The sequence below is a fragment of the Marinomonas sp. ABL3_031 genome (genome assembly GCF_056161265.1).
In genome coordinates, this window is the sequence record NZ_JBSWYU010000020.1 from 13,543 (window position 1) to 28,939 (window position 15,397).

Sequence of the window (15,397 nt, forward strand, 5' to 3'; positions counted from 1 at the left end):
AAAGTGAAATCTAATCCCGACGTTCTGTTGAATACCCATAATGAACTGATCCATTCCGATGCGCTAAAGGTGAAATCTCATGTGCAGCGTTCTCAAGAAGATTGGATTCTGCATACCTTAATGATTGAAGGTTATGACGTTCCATTTCGCTTTAAGCGCCAAGGCAAGTATCGTACATTGCGTGGCGCGCGTGTTAATCTGACTTATTATCCTGCACAAGAAGTTGTCGCTGGTATTCCTATTGAGATCATGAAAGTGGTGCGTGTTAAGCGCACCTGAAGGTTTTTTGCAAAGCCATGCAAATCTGCTTTTCATCTGTATAGTATGAATTTACTATGTTGTCGCCTGTCTTTAATGCGGGTAGATTGATTTGATTAGTAGGTGAAAAAGCAATGGAAATAAGTCGTTCGAGTAGCTGGCTGGCCTTGATGAAACGCATAGAAAAAAGCGTTTGGTTTCAGGGGTTTATCATAAGCATTATTGTCATCGCTGCGTTAACAGTAGGAGCAAAAACCTATTCCTTGCCCTATGGTGTTGAAGTGGCTATCAATTATCTAGACGTCTTCATCACGGTTTTCTTCCTTGTTGAAATCAGTTTGCGATTTTTTGCCTGTGACGATAAAAAGCGCTTTTTCCGTGACCCTTGGAACATTTTTGATACCGTAATTGTGGTTGGTAGTCTGATTCCGGTGTCTGATACGGAAATGATCTTGGTAGCGCGTTTACTGCGTGTGTTCCGTGTTTTGCGTCTGGTCTCCATCATTCCAGATTTACGCTTTCTGATTAACGCCTTACTTAAAGCCATCCCCAAAATGGGCTACATTGCCCTGTTGATGTTTATTATCTTTTATATTTTTGCTGCGGTTGGCTCCATCTTCTTCCATCAAGTGAACGAAGAATTGTGGGGTGACATTGCCATTTCCATGTTGACTCTGTTTCGCGTTGCGACGTTTGAGGACTGGACAGATGTCATGTACGAGACCATGACAGTGTATCCGTTTAGCTGGATGTTTTACATTGTCTTCATTTTCTTAACGGCGTTTGTCTTTTTGAACATGATGGTGGGTGTGGTATTGGATGTGATGACCCGCGAAACCGTTCAAGAGGAACATGAAAATCAGGAAAATCATCATCAAGCATTGGTAACGCAAATTGCTGAATTGCAGGCTCAAGTTGCTCGCTTAGCGGATAAAATCGACGAGCAACAAGAGCGCAAAGATTAGATGTTCATTCTGACCTAAGGTTTAAGTGGCTTGCTGGTTAACTTTTTTTAGCCAGCGGCCACCGAATGTATTCAACATCAAACCCAGCAGTACAATTAAAATCCCCACCCATTGCATCATACTGACCGTTTCGGACAGAAAAATTTCCGCAGAGGTTAATCCGACAACGGGTACTCCCAAGGTGAGCGGTGCAACCGTTGCGGCCGGATAGCGAGACATTAAATAACTCCACAAACCATAGCCCGCTAATGTTGCAAAGATGGATAAATAGGCCAGTGCCCCTAGAGATTTGACATTCAGCCCTACGAGGTTGTGCCACATCACATCGCCACCGTCGATAAAATACGCACAGATAAAGAAGGGTACGGGCGGCACCCAACTAGACCACACGATCAGGTTTAAATTGGCGTCGTAACCTTTTCGACTGATGACTTTGGTAACAATATTCCCCAGCGCCCAGCTCGATCCTGCTGCTAAGGTTAAGCCAAAACCCAGTGCGGTCATGGTGGTGTCTTCATTGTCTATTCCGATTACCGCCAAACCACCAATGGCAATGCCAATTGCGAGTACTTGATAGGGACGAACCGTTTCTTTTAACAATAAAATAGCGAACAGTAGGGTGAAAATCGCTTGAGATTGCAGAACCAAAGAAGCCAGCCCTGCAGGCATGCCAAATGACATGGCACTGAATAAAAACGCAAATTGTCCAAAGTTCAATGATAAAGCATAGCCAATACACCAGAGTAGTGGTGTGTTAGGGCGAGAAATAAAGAAGCAGCCAATCAAGCCGATGACGAGGAAGCGTAATCCGCCTAACATCATTGGTGTGAGTTCATCTAACCCCCAACGCATGACGATAAAGTTAAAGCCCCAAGCGAAGATAATGATCAGTGCTAAAAACATATCTTTGCGAATCATGTTACGTCCTTAACTGTGCCATGGTGAGGCGAAAAAGTAAGTGAACCACTTTACGTGTTTTCGATCAGCTTGCACATGGACAGATCAAGGAAGAATGGAGGACACAGATACAAAGACTGGCCAGTTTTTGTATCTGTGTGAAAGGGGGTGACTAAGGCAAGCCGGCCATTAAGAGTTTAATGCCATATGAGACGCTAAATAAAGACACAAATCCTATTAGATATAAGAGGGCAAACCATAAAGTATTTTGCTGCGCTGAAAAAAAGATGATCAAGGTTAAGCAAGGTTTAGGATGCTTATCTGGTCGTTGGATCATTGGCTGTACCACGGAATTGGCAACCATATTTAATGTATTTAAGGGTTTAGACATTAGAAAATGTAATGACTTCGTTATTTAATGACCTTGCTGATTAAGCTTTTGCTTCAGAAAATCTAAAAAGTATTGAACCAAGGCCGGTTGTTTTCTACGTGACATCACTTGAAGCTGAAGGTTACGTTGTTCGAGAGAGTCGGCATGAATCGGACGTGTACACAAACCGTCATTTTGAGCACGACGTTCTACACTGAGCTTGCCACATAGGGCAATGGCATTTGAACTGCTCGCGACAAAGCTGTAAATGGCCCCCATCGCGTTGCTATTGAGAGTGGGAATGATGTTGATACCTTCAAGATTACATGCAATATCAAAAAGGTAGCTGAGTGTCGTACCAGACTCAGGCAGCGCTAATGGATATTCACTTAGATCTTTTAAACTTAAGATGGATTTGCCTGATAAAGGGTGTGAAACTGGTAATAAGGCGCGAATGGGGGACGGTACTTGCAGGGCTACCTCGACACCTTGTTCTGGTTGTAAGCTAAATGTCAGCGCCATATCGGCCTTTCCCTCTTTTACCAAAAGCGTTGCTTTTGCTGACTCTACCACTTGTAGTGAAAAGAGAGCAGCTGGATACTTTTGGCGAAATTGGGTCATGGTGTGAGGTAGAAAATCCCATGCCATGCCTTCTGGACAGGCAATCGCTATGGATTGTTGCTGAATGCTGGTCACGCCACGCATTTCAGCTAAGACATTTTTAAACTCTAAGGTATTTCGTAACGAATAAGTGTACAGGACTTCTCCTGCCGGTGTCAGAGTCATGCCTCTGGCTTTACGTTCAAACAAGCTTAGTTGAAGGCGCTCCTCCAATTGTGAAATTTGACGGCTTATGGCTGATACAGCGACGTGCAACTCTTCAGAAGCAGCTGAAAGAGAGCCTGTTTTCGCCACAGAGTGGAAATACTTTAATGGAATTTCATGCATAAGCTTTCTACAAAATCGAATATTTTATTGCATAATTGATAATTGTGGTAAGTCTGCCTCCATCTTAAGCTAAAGCGGATAGATAAATCGACCATTTAGGAGAGAAAATGCAGTATTTATCCACAGAAGGGCGCGAATCTGCTCTTCAAAGTGCTGTTCAGAATATGAAGAATGGCCAGTTTTTTGACGTATTATCTCGTCGCGTGGCTTACCAGTCTGAAAGCCAAAACCCTAATGCAATGGATGAATTATCAAATTACCTAGGGCTGGAAATACTACCCTACTTAGAGAGTATGGGATTTATTTGTGAGATTTTTGATAACCCTATTGTTGGATGCCCGCCTTTACTTATTGGTCAGCGTATCGAAGATCCAGCGTTACCCACTTTATTAACTTATGGACATGGCGATGTCACCAATGGGCAGGTTGAAAGTTGGCAACAAGGTTCACATCCTTGGCAGCTAACTCAGCATGGTGATCAACTGTTCGGTCGAGGTACAGCGGATAACAAGGGGCAACATACTATTAATTTCATGGCCTTGGAAGCCGTTCTAGCAGCACGTAAAGGAAAGTTAGGTTATAACCTAAAAGTGCTGTTCGAAATGAGTGAGGAAGTGGGTTCAAAAGGGTTGGAAAGGTTTTGTGAAGAACATAAAGAGGCATTGAGTGCAGATATCTTTTTGGCTTCTGATGGGCCTCGTTTGAACGCAAAAACGCCGACGATTTTTTTAGGATCTCGTGGTGTTTGTCAGTTCCGTCTTCGCTGCGAAACCGCTAATGGAGCACGCCACTCTGGTAATTGGGGAGGAGTGATTACCAATACAGCGATTCGTTTACAACATGCTTTGTCAACACTGGTGACTTCTCAAGGGATGGTCATTCCGGAATGTTTGCGTGCACCCAAACCAGAAGGTATCACAGCAAGTATGATGCAGACTTTGCCTGTAGGAGGTTGTCCTGGGGACCCAGAGTTAAACGCTAATTGGGGGGAAAGAGAATTGTCTGTTGGTGAGCGTTTGTTTGGCTGTAATACATTGGAAGTCATTGCATTGGGTGCGGGCGACATTCAGAAACCGATTGGTGCGATTCCTGATGTGGCCGAGGCGGTATGTCACTTGCGTTTAGTACCAGGAACGGATTGGAAAAATCTGGTGAACAATTTGTCGGCTTATTTAACAGAGCAAGGCTTTGATGATGTTGAAGTTCTGTATGAAGGTGGCTATAACGCCACGCGTTTAGACCCAAACCACCCTTGGGTGAATTTTGTCCAATCTTCTATGGCGTTGTCTTTGAATGAAAGTGTCACCGTATTGCCTAATTTAGGCGGCACGATACCGAATCATTGTTTTGCTGATGTGTTGGGATTGCCAACGGTATGGATGCCGCATTCTTACCCTTCTTGTAAGCAACATGCGCCTGATGAACATTTATTAGTCAGTGTCGCAGAGCAAGGCTTGGCAGCCGCCGCTGGGCTTTTTTGGGATCTGGGCGAGCATTGGCCAACGCAAGGGTAAAAATACGATAGGGCTTTTTCAAGCAATGTATTCTAATCATCCGCTTGTTAGTGTGTAAATTAGAGACTCTTTTGAGAATTGATTAGCTAGAAATTTTTAAAAGCCAGCCGCGCGATATACGCGGCTGGCTTTTTGCTTACATTAAATAATTAGCCAATTTTAAAGTGTTTCCGAATGACAATCAGGGTAAGCAAACTGATAATGCAGGTGAACAATAAATAATAACTTGGTGCCAACAAATCGTCCGTGGCACTGATCACCCAGATTAATAAAAAGGGCGTGAAGCTACCAAATAGAGTGGTACTAATGTTGTAACTTAATGCCATGCCAGTGGCACGTACTTTTGTTGGGAAGAGTTCCGACATGAGTGCGGGCAAACCGCCAAAATACATAGCTTTAAGAACACTTAGCCAGAACAATACACTGGCGAGCATTAACAAAGTGGCATTGTGTGATAATAGTAAGAAGGCAGGGTAAACCGTTAATAAAAACAGCAAACCAGCTATCGTCATTAAGCGCGTACGACCCAATCGATCGGATAAGATACCAATAAACGGGGTTAAGAGTGTTAAGACGGTATAACTGATTAGGGTGCCACCATAGCCAATGGAGTTGCTTAGTCCGAGATATTTAGTCGCATAGGTTGGCATAAAAATAATGGAATAAGTCACAGAGGTAGACAGTACCATCGCGCCTATATTGCACAGAATGGCGCTCTTATTGCTGTTAAATAGTTCAATTAATGGTATTTTCGCTTGTTCTGTTTCTTTAAATTCACTTGCTTCTTCGATGTGTCGGCGAATATACAGTCCAACAGGGCCAATTAATAAACCGAAGATGAAGGGAATTCTCCAGCCCCAGCTTTCCAGTTGATCTGTAGTCAGGATCGTCGTTAAAAGTAAGCCAAAACCTGCGCCAAGTAAGCCACTGATGCCCTGACTGGCAAACATGAAACTGGAAATAAAGCCTTTACGTTCAGGGTAATGTTCCACCAACATAGCTGTCGCGCTACCAAACTCTCCACCTGCTGAGAAGCCTTGTAGTAAACGCGCTAGTAGAATGCCAAACGGTGCTAATAAACCAATTGCTTCGTAAGTTGGCATGATGGCAATTAAGAATGTTCCTGCCATCATCAGCCAAATCGTTAACAGCATGGCAGCTTTACGGCCGACTTTATCAGCATAGCTACCGATCACGATAGCGCCTAATGGACGAATCAAGTACGACATGGCGAATGTGAATAACGCCAACATTAAAGATAAGGTTTCGTTATCCGTAGGGAAGAAGAGTTTAGAGATGGTGCGTGCAAAAAAAGCGTAAACGATTAGATCGAACCATTCCAGAGCATTGCCTATAGAAGATGCAACGATCAGCTTAACCATTTTTTTATCGGTTGGTTTGTCCGCTTTTGCTGTTGTGTCTATATAAGTATCAGACATGAGGGACTCCACAGTTTATTTAGCTATTATGTCAATGATTGATACTATGAAGTCCTTAGGTTTTGCACAATTATTCATTCTTCAAGACAGTCTTGCCTTTATTAGAAAGCTTGGTTGATCATTTTAGGTGCATGTAAAATAAGAGTGGGTTGTTTCTTTTTAAGATGTTGTTGCCTTTGTCGTGTCGACAATACAGTTGACTTCCTCATCCTGAACGCGGATGTTTAAGGCGTCACCTTTATTAACCTCCTTAATAGAGCGAATTACTTGCTCATCTTTTCTGGCAATGGCGTAACCACGCGAAAGGGTATTTAGCGGGCTGACCAGATTAAGCTTGTCCACCAAACGGGCAAATTGATGCTGCTTATTGGTTAAGGTGTTACCAAGTGCCAAGCTTAATAGTGCATTCAGATCTTTGATTTTGGCAAGGGGGCAGGCGTTAGAGATTAAAATCATTCAATCTGCCCTACAGAATACCTCCGGTAATCGAACCCAAGTCGCAAAGCGGCTTGGGTTATCACGACAGGGTTTGATTAAGAAAATAGAAAGGTATGGGTTGTAGGTTTGGTTGATATTAAGCTAATGCGTTACCTACCTATTGTTCCAAGGTGAGTATGTTTAAAGCCGCTGGCATATTTGAGACCGTAGCCTAGGCTTCGATCAAAGCCAATGTGAGCGCACCAAATAAGACCTATATTTAGCATCAAATTGTTATCGGCCATAATGCCGATGCTTAAGCTCGCAACTGGTAGAAAATAAGAGTGCGTAGTATTGTAGGCTATCGCTCCAATCTTTTTTCCCCAAAAATAAGCCAATAGAGACAAATCCGGGGCCAAAAAAAGTACAGCGAATAAGGTCCAGCTTGATGTACTGTTTGCAAATGCAAGGCAAGAGACCAATAAAATACTTGCCCCTTCTAATCTTAGTATCGGTTTGATATATCCATTAACGACATTCATAAATCGGTTCTCCTAAACCTTGTACCTTAAAATATCCAACCAAGGTGCACTGTGGGGAAAACAGAAATAGGCGATGACTCGAATCTTTGACCATTTAGTATCACGTCTTCATTGTCTAGGTTTAGCCCAATACCAATCCAGGGGGTAACTGTTATATTTTTACTATATTGGATGCGATAACCTATTCTGGGGCCGATGGAGATTTGATTTCGAGTCGCCTTTTGTTGGGTTGATTTGAGTGTGTATTTAACTTCAGATGAGCTGGCCTCTATACCGACAAAAGGTCCAAAGTAATTGCCAAATAAATAGTCTAGTTTAAGACCGTACCCTTTCATTTTTACATCGTAATTTTCATCTCCATGAAATGCTTCTGGCATCTCCAAGCCAAATAATCCTATATCAAATCGATAGTTTTTTTGACCGAATCCGAAGTGAACCGAATGTCCGGATAATGCATAGGCAAGCGGATCAATTTCTACATCGAAAGCCATTGCTTGATGACTTAGTAAAATCGAGGTGCTTAGGAAAAATATTTGAGTTTTCATTGCTATTGGCTCTCTTTGTATGTCGTGAGAGAAGCATTATGTGGATTTAATTAACAAATAAAAAACATTTTATATTTTAAAAAAATTAAATTAAATTTGTGTATTTTTCTTTTTTCTTACAGCTTCATTTTGGGAGAATCATGCGGAATTTAAATAACCTTGCGACTTTTATCCAAGTGGCCAAATATGAAAGTGTGACGAAAGCTGCCACTCGGCTGCATTTAACCCAACAAGCGGTGTCTCATCAAATAAAGAAATTGGAAGAAGAACTCGGCGTGCTGTTATTTAAAAGAGCACATCGAAAAATCTATCTCACACCAGAAGGCAGGAAGCTGTTAATCACAGCTGGAAAGTATCTTGCTGCGCTGGAAGAAGAAATGATCAAGGTTAAGCAAGATTCAGGAAACTTATCTGGTAGTTTGTCCATTGGCTGCACCATGGAGCTGGCAACCTTACTATTGGCCCCGATGATTGTGACTTTTAGAAAACAACATCCTCAAGTGAAGGTTGAACTTGAATTGCAAGATGACGTGTCGACAGTAAATAACATCATACACGGCAATACAGATATTGGTGTGGTGGTCTTTTCTTCTGATACACAATTATTGGATATTCAACCATGCCGAAAAGAGGTGTTTGTGACGGTCGCAAAGCGCGAGTTTGTGGAAGCCTATGGAGAGATTACCGAGTTTAAGCAAATTGTTGATCTCGATATCATAGACTATCAAATGGACTGTCCATCGATGAAAACCTGGCTAGGGAAAAACGATAAAAAATTGGTGAAATTATTAGAAGTAAAAACGGCCTCTATATCGGCCAATGACGATCGATTGATAAAAGAATTTGTCATGGCAGGTCTTGGTATCGCCAATGTGCCAAAAATGTTAGTGGAAGAAGAGCTAGCAAATGGCGACCTGATAGAAATATTGCCGAAATCCAAATCCATTGCTGCAGGAATCGATTTGGTTACCATGAAAGATCGAGCACTTCCTGCGCATGTGGTGGCGTTTATTGAGCATGTGAAAATATCAGTTTAACTCAATTAACCAATCGATTGTGTCGTGTCGACGGTACAACTGACTTCGCCATCCTGAACGCGGATGTTTAAGGTGTCACCTTTATTAACCTCCTTAATAGAGCGAATCACTTGCTCATCTTTTCTGGCAATGGCGTAACCACGCGAAAGGGTATTTAGCGGGCTGACCAAATTGAGTTTGTCTACCAAACGGGCAAATTGATGCTGCTTATTGGTTAAGGTGTTACCAAGTGCCAGGCTTAATCGTGCGTTGAGATCTTTGATTTTAGCATCATGCTGTTGCAGCTTTTTGCTTGGGTTGTTGTGCAGCAGCCTCTGCTGAATATTGGTGGATCGTACTTGCTGTTGCGTTAGCTTTTGCGTTACCGCTTGTTGTAAGCGGCGTTGTAGCTGATTTAATTGTTGCTGTTGTTGTTCAATGCGATCTTTGGGGTGACGAATGCGACGAATAAGGAAGTCTAACTGTTGCTGACACTGCTCAAGTTTGCGCGATAGACGTAAACCGAATTGCTTTTCCATCTGCTCCAGTTGGCGAATCAGCTGGTGGCGATCGGGACTCAGTAACTCCGCCGCGGCCGTTGGGGTAGCAGCACGAACATCAGCCACAAAATCCGCTATGGTGAAATCGGTTTCGTGACCGACCGCAGAAACAATAGGCGTTTGCGCATGGAAAATGGCTCGCGCTAGTGCCTCGTCATTGAAGCTCCATAAGTCCTCCAAAGAGCCGCCGCCACGACCTAAAATAATGGCGTCAAAGTGACCGCTGGCATCCGCGCGAGTCAGCTGCTTGAGTAGGTTGTTCGCGGCATCTTGTCCTTGAACCAAGGAAGGTAAGACGGTCAATTCTGTGAGTGGAAAACGTCGACGAAAAGCGATGATCATATCGCGAATCGCGGCACCGACTGGTGAGGTGATAATGGCGACACGTTGTGGGCGAACGGGCAGAGGTTTTTTGTGCGTCTCATCAAATAAGCCTTCCACTTGCAACTGATTTTTTAAACGTTCGAAAGCTTGTTGTAATGCGCCTTCCCCTGCGGACTCCATGCCTTCCACACTAAGCTGGCAATCGCCTCGTGGGCCGTAAAAAGTCACGCGCGCACGCAAGCGCACCATGTCACCATCTTTGGGGCGAAAACGCACCGCCATGTTTTTGTTTTTGAACATGGCGCAGCGAATTTGAGCACGGTCGTCTTTTAAGGAAAAATACCAATGACCCGAGCCAGGTTTGGCCAGATTGGATATCTCACCTTCTACCAAAATCCAAGGTAAACTGGCTTCCAAAAGTTGCTGAATTTGTCGATTTAACTGTGAGACGGTGAATGCCGCTTCTTGTGAGTGACTAGTTGTAAAATTTTTCATCAATCTCTCGTGGTTTTGATTTACCGAAAGCAACTATTGAAGTAGAATTACTTGCCATCTTAACACCCTTGTTGGCATTGGAAACTCCCCATTATGTTACGAATCGTGCAAGAAGCTTTAACGTTTGATGACGTATTGCTTATCCCCGGCTATTCTGAAGTTCTACCTAAGGATGTTAGCCTCAAAACGAAAATCACTAAAGACATTGAATTAAATATTCCTCTTACGTCTTCTGCAATGGATACGGTCACTGAACATCGTATGGCAATTGCATTGGCTCAAGAAGGTGGCATTGGCATTGTGCACAAAAACTTGACCATTGAAGAGCAGGCTCGCGAAGTCCGTAAAGTGAAAAAGTTCGAAAGCGGCATTGTGCGCGATTTGGTGACTATCCATCCAGAGGCCACAGTAAAAGAACTGATGGCATTAACGGCAGCGAATAGCATTTCCAGCGTACCTGTTGTTCAAGGTGACGACTTGGTTGGTATCGTAACCAGTCGTGATGTTCGTTTTGTTAAAGATTTTGAAAAAACCGTTGCCGACATCATGACGCCAAAAGAGCGTTTGATCACCGCACCTGAAGATGCGTCTTCCGGTTCTATCCGTAAATTGCTTCATGAAAACCGTATCGAAAAAGTCCTGATCGTGAATGATCAATTCGAACTACGCGGCATGGTAACAGTAACCGACTTTAATAAAGCAACGACTTACCCAAATGCTTGTAAAGATGAGCATGGCCGTCTTCGCGTTGGCGCTGCGGTTGGCACGGGAGCGGACACAGAGGATCGAGTAACAGCGCTGTCTGACGCAGGTGTCGATGTTATTGTGGTGGATACTGCGCATGGTCACTCTAAAGGCGTCATTGATCGCGTACGTTGGGTAAAAGAAAACTTCCCACACATTCAGGTAATTGGTGGCAACATTGCCACAGCAGAAGCCGCAATTGCTTTGGCGGATGCGGGCGCTGATGGTGTGAAAGTGGGTATTGGCCCTGGTTCTATCTGTACTACTCGTATCGTGGCTGGTGTGGGTGTGCCGCAGATCAGTGCGGTTGCCAATGTTGCCGAAGCCATGAATCCTCGTGGTATTCCTGTGATTGCTGATGGTGGTGTGCGTTTTTCTGGTGACATTGCCAAAGCCATTGCCGCTGGTGCAAGTGTTATCATGGTGGGAGGGTTGTTGGCGGGTACCGATGAAGCGCCAGGCGAAGTGGTCTTGTTCCAAGGTCGTTCATTTAAAGCTTACCGTGGCATGGGCTCATTGGGTGCCATGTCACAGTCTCAAGGTTCCAGTGATCGTTATTTCCAAGACTCTAGCAGTGTGGAAAAATTGGTACCAGAAGGCATCGAAGGTCGTGTGCCATCGAAAGGCCCAATGGCGGCTGTGGTTCACCAATTGATGGGCGGTGTGCGCTCTTCAATGGGTTACACAGGCTCTGCTGATATTGAGACAATGCGAACTAAGACACAGTTCTCGCAAATTACGGGCGCGGGTATGCGTGAGAGTCACGTTCATGATGTGACCATCACCAAAGAAGCGCCGAACTATCACGCGGGTTAATTCGCAGATAGGTGCTGATTGAGATGGGGCGTACAACACGCCCCTTCTTTATTTATTGCTTTTATTTTTTAAATTGATGATTTCTAGATAAAAGAGTGCATCTTTTGCCTAGAGTGAGAGGAATGGCTAATAATGTCGCAAGATATCCACGCTCATAAAATTCTTATCCTGGATTTTGGTTCTCAGTACACGCAATTGATTGCGCGTCGTGTTCGTGAAATCGGTGTTTACTGTGAAGTTCGAGCTTTTGATATGGAAGATCAAGAGGTTATCGATTTCGATCCGAAAGGTATTATCCTTGCAGGTGGTCCAGAATCTGTGCCAGAGCCTGGTTCTCCACGTGCTCCAGAAGCGGTATTCACTCTGGGCGTGCCAGTATTTGGTATCTGTTATGGCATGCAAACTATGGCAGAACAGCTTGGCGGTAAAGTGCAGGGTTCTGAGTTGCGTGAATTTGGTTACGCGCAGATTCGCAAGCACGAAGGCCCAAGCCTATTTGAAGATATCCAAGACCATGTAGCGAACAACGGTGTTGCTTTGTTGGACGTATGGATGAGTCATGGCGACAAAGTGGTCGATATGCCGGAAGGCTTCACTTTAATGGCTTCTACTGACAGCTGTCCTATTGCTGCTATGGCGAATGAAGCGAAAAAATTCTACGGCGTACAATTCCACCCAGAAGTAACTCACACTCTACAAGGCGGTCGTATTCTGTCTCGCTTTGTGGTGGACATCTGTGGTTGTGACACCCTATGGACGCCAGCGAACATTGCCCAAGATGCAATCGAGCGTATGCAACAACAAGTAGGCGATCGTAAAGTGTTGTTGGCCTTGTCTGGCGGCGTAGACTCTTCCGTTGTGGCGGCATTGCTGCATAAAGCCATTGGCGATCAACTGACTTGTGTGTTTGTTGATAACGGCTTGTTGCGTTTACACGAAGGCGATCAAGTCATGAAAATGTTCGCTGATAACATGGGTGTAAAAGTGATCCGTGTGGATGCTGAAGATTTGTTCCTTGGCAAATTGGCTGGCGAAGCAGACCCAGAGAAGAAGCGTAAGATTATTGGTAATACTTTCATTGATATCTTCGACGTTGAAGCAGGCAAATTGACAGACGTTGATTTCCTAGCACAAGGTACGATTTATCCAGACGTGATTGAATCGGCTGCTTCGAAAACGGGTAAAGCGCATGTTATTAAATCTCACCACAATGTGGGTGGCTTACCAGAAGATATGCAATTTGAATTGGTTGAGCCGTTACGTGAATTGTTCAAAGACGAAGTGCGTAAGCTGGGTCTAGAGCTTGGCCTACCTTACGACATGGTTTACCGTCACCCATTCCCAGGGCCTGGTCTTGGTGTGCGAATCCTAGGCGAAGTGAAAAAAGAATACGCGGACATTTTGCGTCGCGCGGATGCCATCTTCATCGAGGAACTGCGTCGCTCAGGTTGGTATGAGAAAACCAGCCAAGCCTTTGCTGTTTTCTTACCCGTTAAGTCTGTTGGTGTGGTAGGGGATGGTCGTCGTTACGAATACGTAGTTGCACTGCGTGCAGTAGAAACCATCGACTTCATGACAGCCCGCTGGGCACACCTTCCATACGAATTGTTAGAAACGGTTTCTAGCCGCATCATCAACGAGATCGAACACATCTCTCGCGTGACTTACGATGTGTCGTCTAAGCCGCCTGCTACGATCGAGTGGGAATAATTCTAACCTTGTAGTCTTTTAAAAAAGGCTCTCTGTTCTTTACTGTTAAGAGCAGAGAGCCTTTTTTGTTTGTGTAAGGAATAAAATACAAGAGGTAGTCGATGAAGTTTCCTACGACCTTAATAGAAGGGCGATTAATCAAACGCTACAAACGCTTTTTGTCAGATGTGCAGTTACCAAGCGGTGATGTGGTAGTGGCGCATTGTCCTAATACGGGATCAATGAAACGATGCCAGCAGGAAAATGCTCGTGTTTGGTTGTCAAAAAGTGATAATCCAAAACGTAAGTTGGCTTATACCTGGGAATTGGTTGAAGTTGATCAAGCGTATTTAGCCTGTATTAACACTGGGTTGCCGAATAAGTTGGTGGGCGAAGCCATAGAACAAGGTGTCGTTTCTGAATTGATAGGGTATGACACGATGAAAGCCGAAGTAAAATACGGTGAGAAAAGTCGTATTGATTGGCTGTTGTCGAAAGACGGTGGTGAACTTTGCTATGTTGAAGTGAAAAATGTCACCTTATTAGAAGAAGATGGAAAAGGGTATTTTCCTGACGCAGTAACAGAGCGCGGTCGAAAGCATTTACATGAAATGATGGCTATGGTCGAACAAGGACATCGGGCTGTGCTGTTCTTTTGTGTCAGTCATACGGGAATTAATCAAGTTTCCCCCGCGCAACATATTGACCCAGCTTATGCTGAAACCTTTTATCAAGCGTTAGAAAAAGGTGTCGAAGTGCTGGCATATCAAGTGGATATTTCACCACGGGCTATGAAAGTAGTGCGACCGATTGAGGTGGTTTAAGCTAAATGACGTATTTCTTGTCAGTGAGTTGTCAGATGCCCTTGAGGGATTCATGAATCTCTAAAGGAAGTGTCTGGAGAAACGGGCCTTTGTTAGAAAGTGCTTTGTTTTCCTTACGTTACGTCGAGTTTTGCAAGTGCATTGTGGTCTTTCTGGATCAAACGGGGAAGCGCTATTCAAAGGCTTTTTTTCAGTAAACGGCTTGTCTAGTATCTCTTCCATGGAACGAGATGGTTCCTAATCGAACCCAAATAATAGGGTTTGAAAATTTACCAACAAATGGAGATACGTTATGAAGACATTCACTAAATCAGCCCTAACATTGTTCACTGTTGCTGCACTATCTACTGCTGCATTCGCAAATGAAGATGCACTAGCTGAAGCACAATCTCGAGTGGATGCCATTGCATCACAGTTGGAAAGCATGGGCGCAGAAGTTGATGCCACTGTTGACTTCAACGAAGCAGCAACACCGATCGAAAAGGAAGCGGCACTAAGCGCTAAGTACGATGAGCTTCAAGCGCAATTAGAAAGCCTTCAAGCGCAAACTGCTGAATAAGACTGTATCAGCACATAATAGCTTCAACACAAAATGCCATTCTGGAATGCAGAATGGCATTTTTGTATGTTCTTTAATACAGAAAGCAAAAAACTTAACCAAAACCTTAAAAAAACGAAAAAAGTGGTTGCACTAAATCTGTAGATCCTTAATATACGCCCTCGCTGACACGGGGTGTACTTCAAAGCATCGAAGCGACACCAAAACAAGTCAGCACGCTCTTTAAAATAGATAATCAGATAATTTGTGTGGGCGCTCGCTGGGGCTTCAAAAAGAACTTGAAGTCTCATGAGAGTCTAACACGTCAATTCGCTTTATTAAGTAAAATTGTGAGTGTTGTGAATTTGAGTGAGCAAACTTTTGCTTTCGAGTAATAGTTAAAACTTTTTAACTGAAGAGTTTGATCATGGCTCAGATTGAACGCTGGCGGCAGGCTTAACACATGCAAGTCGAGCGGTAACGGGAGAAGCTTGCT

General features: G+C 43.9%; 16 protein-coding genes and 1 rRNA gene. 10 read left to right on the plus strand and 7 right to left on the minus strand.

Going from position 1 to position 15,397, the window contains the following annotated elements; genetic code table 11:
- The first annotated feature begins 3 nt into the window (after positions 1-3).
- Together ACXAH2_RS16530 and ACXAH2_RS16535 are read left to right on the plus strand one after the other, a co-directional pair.
- On the plus strand, positions 4-279 hold the full coding sequence (locus ACXAH2_RS16530; protein WP_475080015.1) for a hypothetical protein: 276 nt from the start codon (positions 4-6) through the stop codon (positions 277-279).
- Between the two features lie 113 nt (positions 280-392).
- Positions 393-1,223 (plus strand): ion transporter, encoded by an 831-nt coding sequence (locus tag ACXAH2_RS16535; RefSeq protein WP_475080016.1) that lies wholly within the window; start codon positions 393-395, stop codon positions 1,221-1,223.
- A gap of 21 nt (positions 1,224-1,244) precedes the next feature.
- Here ACXAH2_RS16535 and ACXAH2_RS16540 read toward each other — a convergent pair whose 3' ends face one another.
- Both ACXAH2_RS16540 and ACXAH2_RS16545 read right to left on the minus strand, forming a co-directional pair.
- Positions 1,245-2,141 carry an EamA family transporter gene (locus tag ACXAH2_RS16540; RefSeq protein WP_475080017.1) on the minus strand — a complete coding sequence of 299 codons (897 nt, stop codon included), beginning with the start codon at positions 2,139-2,141 and terminating at the stop codon, positions 1,245-1,247.
- Positions 2,142-2,535: 394 nt separating this feature from the next.
- Positions 2,536-3,438: a LysR family transcriptional regulator gene (locus tag ACXAH2_RS16545; protein ID WP_475080019.1), complete on the minus strand. Its 903-nt coding sequence runs from the start codon at positions 3,436-3,438 to the stop codon at positions 2,536-2,538.
- 107 nt (positions 3,439-3,545) lie between these two features.
- On the opposite strand from ACXAH2_RS16545, the gene ACXAH2_RS16550 reads away from it, so the two are divergent.
- Positions 3,546-4,952 carry a M20 family metallopeptidase gene (locus tag ACXAH2_RS16550; RefSeq protein WP_475080021.1) on the plus strand — a complete coding sequence of 469 codons (1,407 nt, stop codon included), beginning with the start codon at positions 3,546-3,548 and terminating at the stop codon, positions 4,950-4,952.
- Between the two features lie 149 nt (positions 4,953-5,101).
- Here the strand turns inward: ACXAH2_RS16550 and ACXAH2_RS16555 are convergent, their stop codons facing one another.
- Positions 5,102-6,391 (minus strand): MFS transporter, encoded by a 1,290-nt coding sequence (locus tag ACXAH2_RS16555; protein ID WP_475080022.1) that lies wholly within the window; start codon positions 6,389-6,391, stop codon positions 5,102-5,104.
- A gap of 159 nt (positions 6,392-6,550) precedes the next feature.
- On the minus strand, positions 6,551-6,847 hold the full coding sequence (locus ACXAH2_RS16560) for an exodeoxyribonuclease VII large subunit (RefSeq protein ID WP_475080023.1): 297 nt from the start codon (positions 6,845-6,847) through the stop codon (positions 6,551-6,553).
- Here ACXAH2_RS16560 and ACXAH2_RS16565 point away from each other — a divergent pair.
- Positions 6,768-6,953 (plus strand): helix-turn-helix domain-containing protein, encoded by a 186-nt coding sequence (locus ACXAH2_RS16565; protein WP_475080025.1) that lies wholly within the window; start codon positions 6,768-6,770, stop codon positions 6,951-6,953. The two genes, ACXAH2_RS16560 and ACXAH2_RS16565, sit on opposite strands and share 80 nt — an antisense overlap.
- Before the next feature lie 25 nt (positions 6,954-6,978).
- On the opposite strand, the gene ACXAH2_RS16570 is transcribed toward ACXAH2_RS16565, so the two are convergent.
- Both ACXAH2_RS16570 and ACXAH2_RS16575 read right to left on the minus strand, forming a co-directional pair.
- A complete protein-coding gene (locus ACXAH2_RS16570; RefSeq protein WP_475080027.1) occupies positions 6,979-7,350 on the minus strand; it encodes a DUF4260 domain-containing protein in 372 nt (123 codons plus the stop codon).
- A gap of 26 nt (positions 7,351-7,376) precedes the next feature.
- Positions 7,377-7,895, minus strand: coding sequence for a hypothetical protein (locus ACXAH2_RS16575; RefSeq protein WP_475080029.1), 519 nt, complete (start codon positions 7,893-7,895; stop codon positions 7,377-7,379).
- Positions 7,896-8,035: 140 nt separating this feature from the next.
- On the opposite strand from ACXAH2_RS16575, the gene ACXAH2_RS16580 reads away from it, so the two are divergent.
- Entirely contained in the window at positions 8,036-8,932 is an 897-nt protein-coding gene (locus ACXAH2_RS16580; RefSeq protein ID WP_475080031.1) for a LysR family transcriptional regulator, read from the plus strand.
- Positions 8,933-8,937: 5 nt separating this feature from the next.
- Here the strand turns inward: ACXAH2_RS16580 and xseA are convergent, their stop codons facing one another.
- Entirely contained in the window at positions 8,938-10,290 is a 1,353-nt protein-coding gene (xseA, locus tag ACXAH2_RS16585; protein ID WP_475080033.1) for an exodeoxyribonuclease VII large subunit, read from the minus strand.
- Between the two features lie 93 nt (positions 10,291-10,383).
- On the opposite strand from xseA, the gene guaB reads away from it, so the two are divergent.
- From guaB to ACXAH2_RS16610, 5 genes are all read left to right on the plus strand, one after another.
- Positions 10,384-11,850, plus strand: coding sequence for an IMP dehydrogenase (guaB, locus tag ACXAH2_RS16590; protein WP_475080034.1), 1,467 nt, complete (start codon positions 10,384-10,386; stop codon positions 11,848-11,850).
- Positions 11,851-11,982: 132 nt separating this feature from the next.
- Positions 11,983-13,560, plus strand: coding sequence for a glutamine-hydrolyzing GMP synthase (guaA, locus tag ACXAH2_RS16595; protein ID WP_475080035.1), 1,578 nt, complete (start codon positions 11,983-11,985; stop codon positions 13,558-13,560).
- Between the two features lie 101 nt (positions 13,561-13,661).
- The gene (gene sfsA / locus ACXAH2_RS16600) at positions 13,662-14,363 is read left to right on the plus strand and encodes a DNA/RNA nuclease SfsA (RefSeq protein ID WP_475080037.1); all 702 of its coding nucleotides are present in this window, start codon (positions 13,662-13,664) and stop codon (positions 14,361-14,363) included.
- Between the two features lie 292 nt (positions 14,364-14,655).
- On the plus strand, positions 14,656-14,922 hold the full coding sequence (locus tag ACXAH2_RS16605; protein ID WP_475080039.1) for a hypothetical protein: 267 nt from the start codon (positions 14,656-14,658) through the stop codon (positions 14,920-14,922).
- A gap of 388 nt (positions 14,923-15,310) precedes the next feature.
- Positions 15,311-15,397 (plus strand): 16S ribosomal RNA (locus ACXAH2_RS16610); the annotation flags it as partial.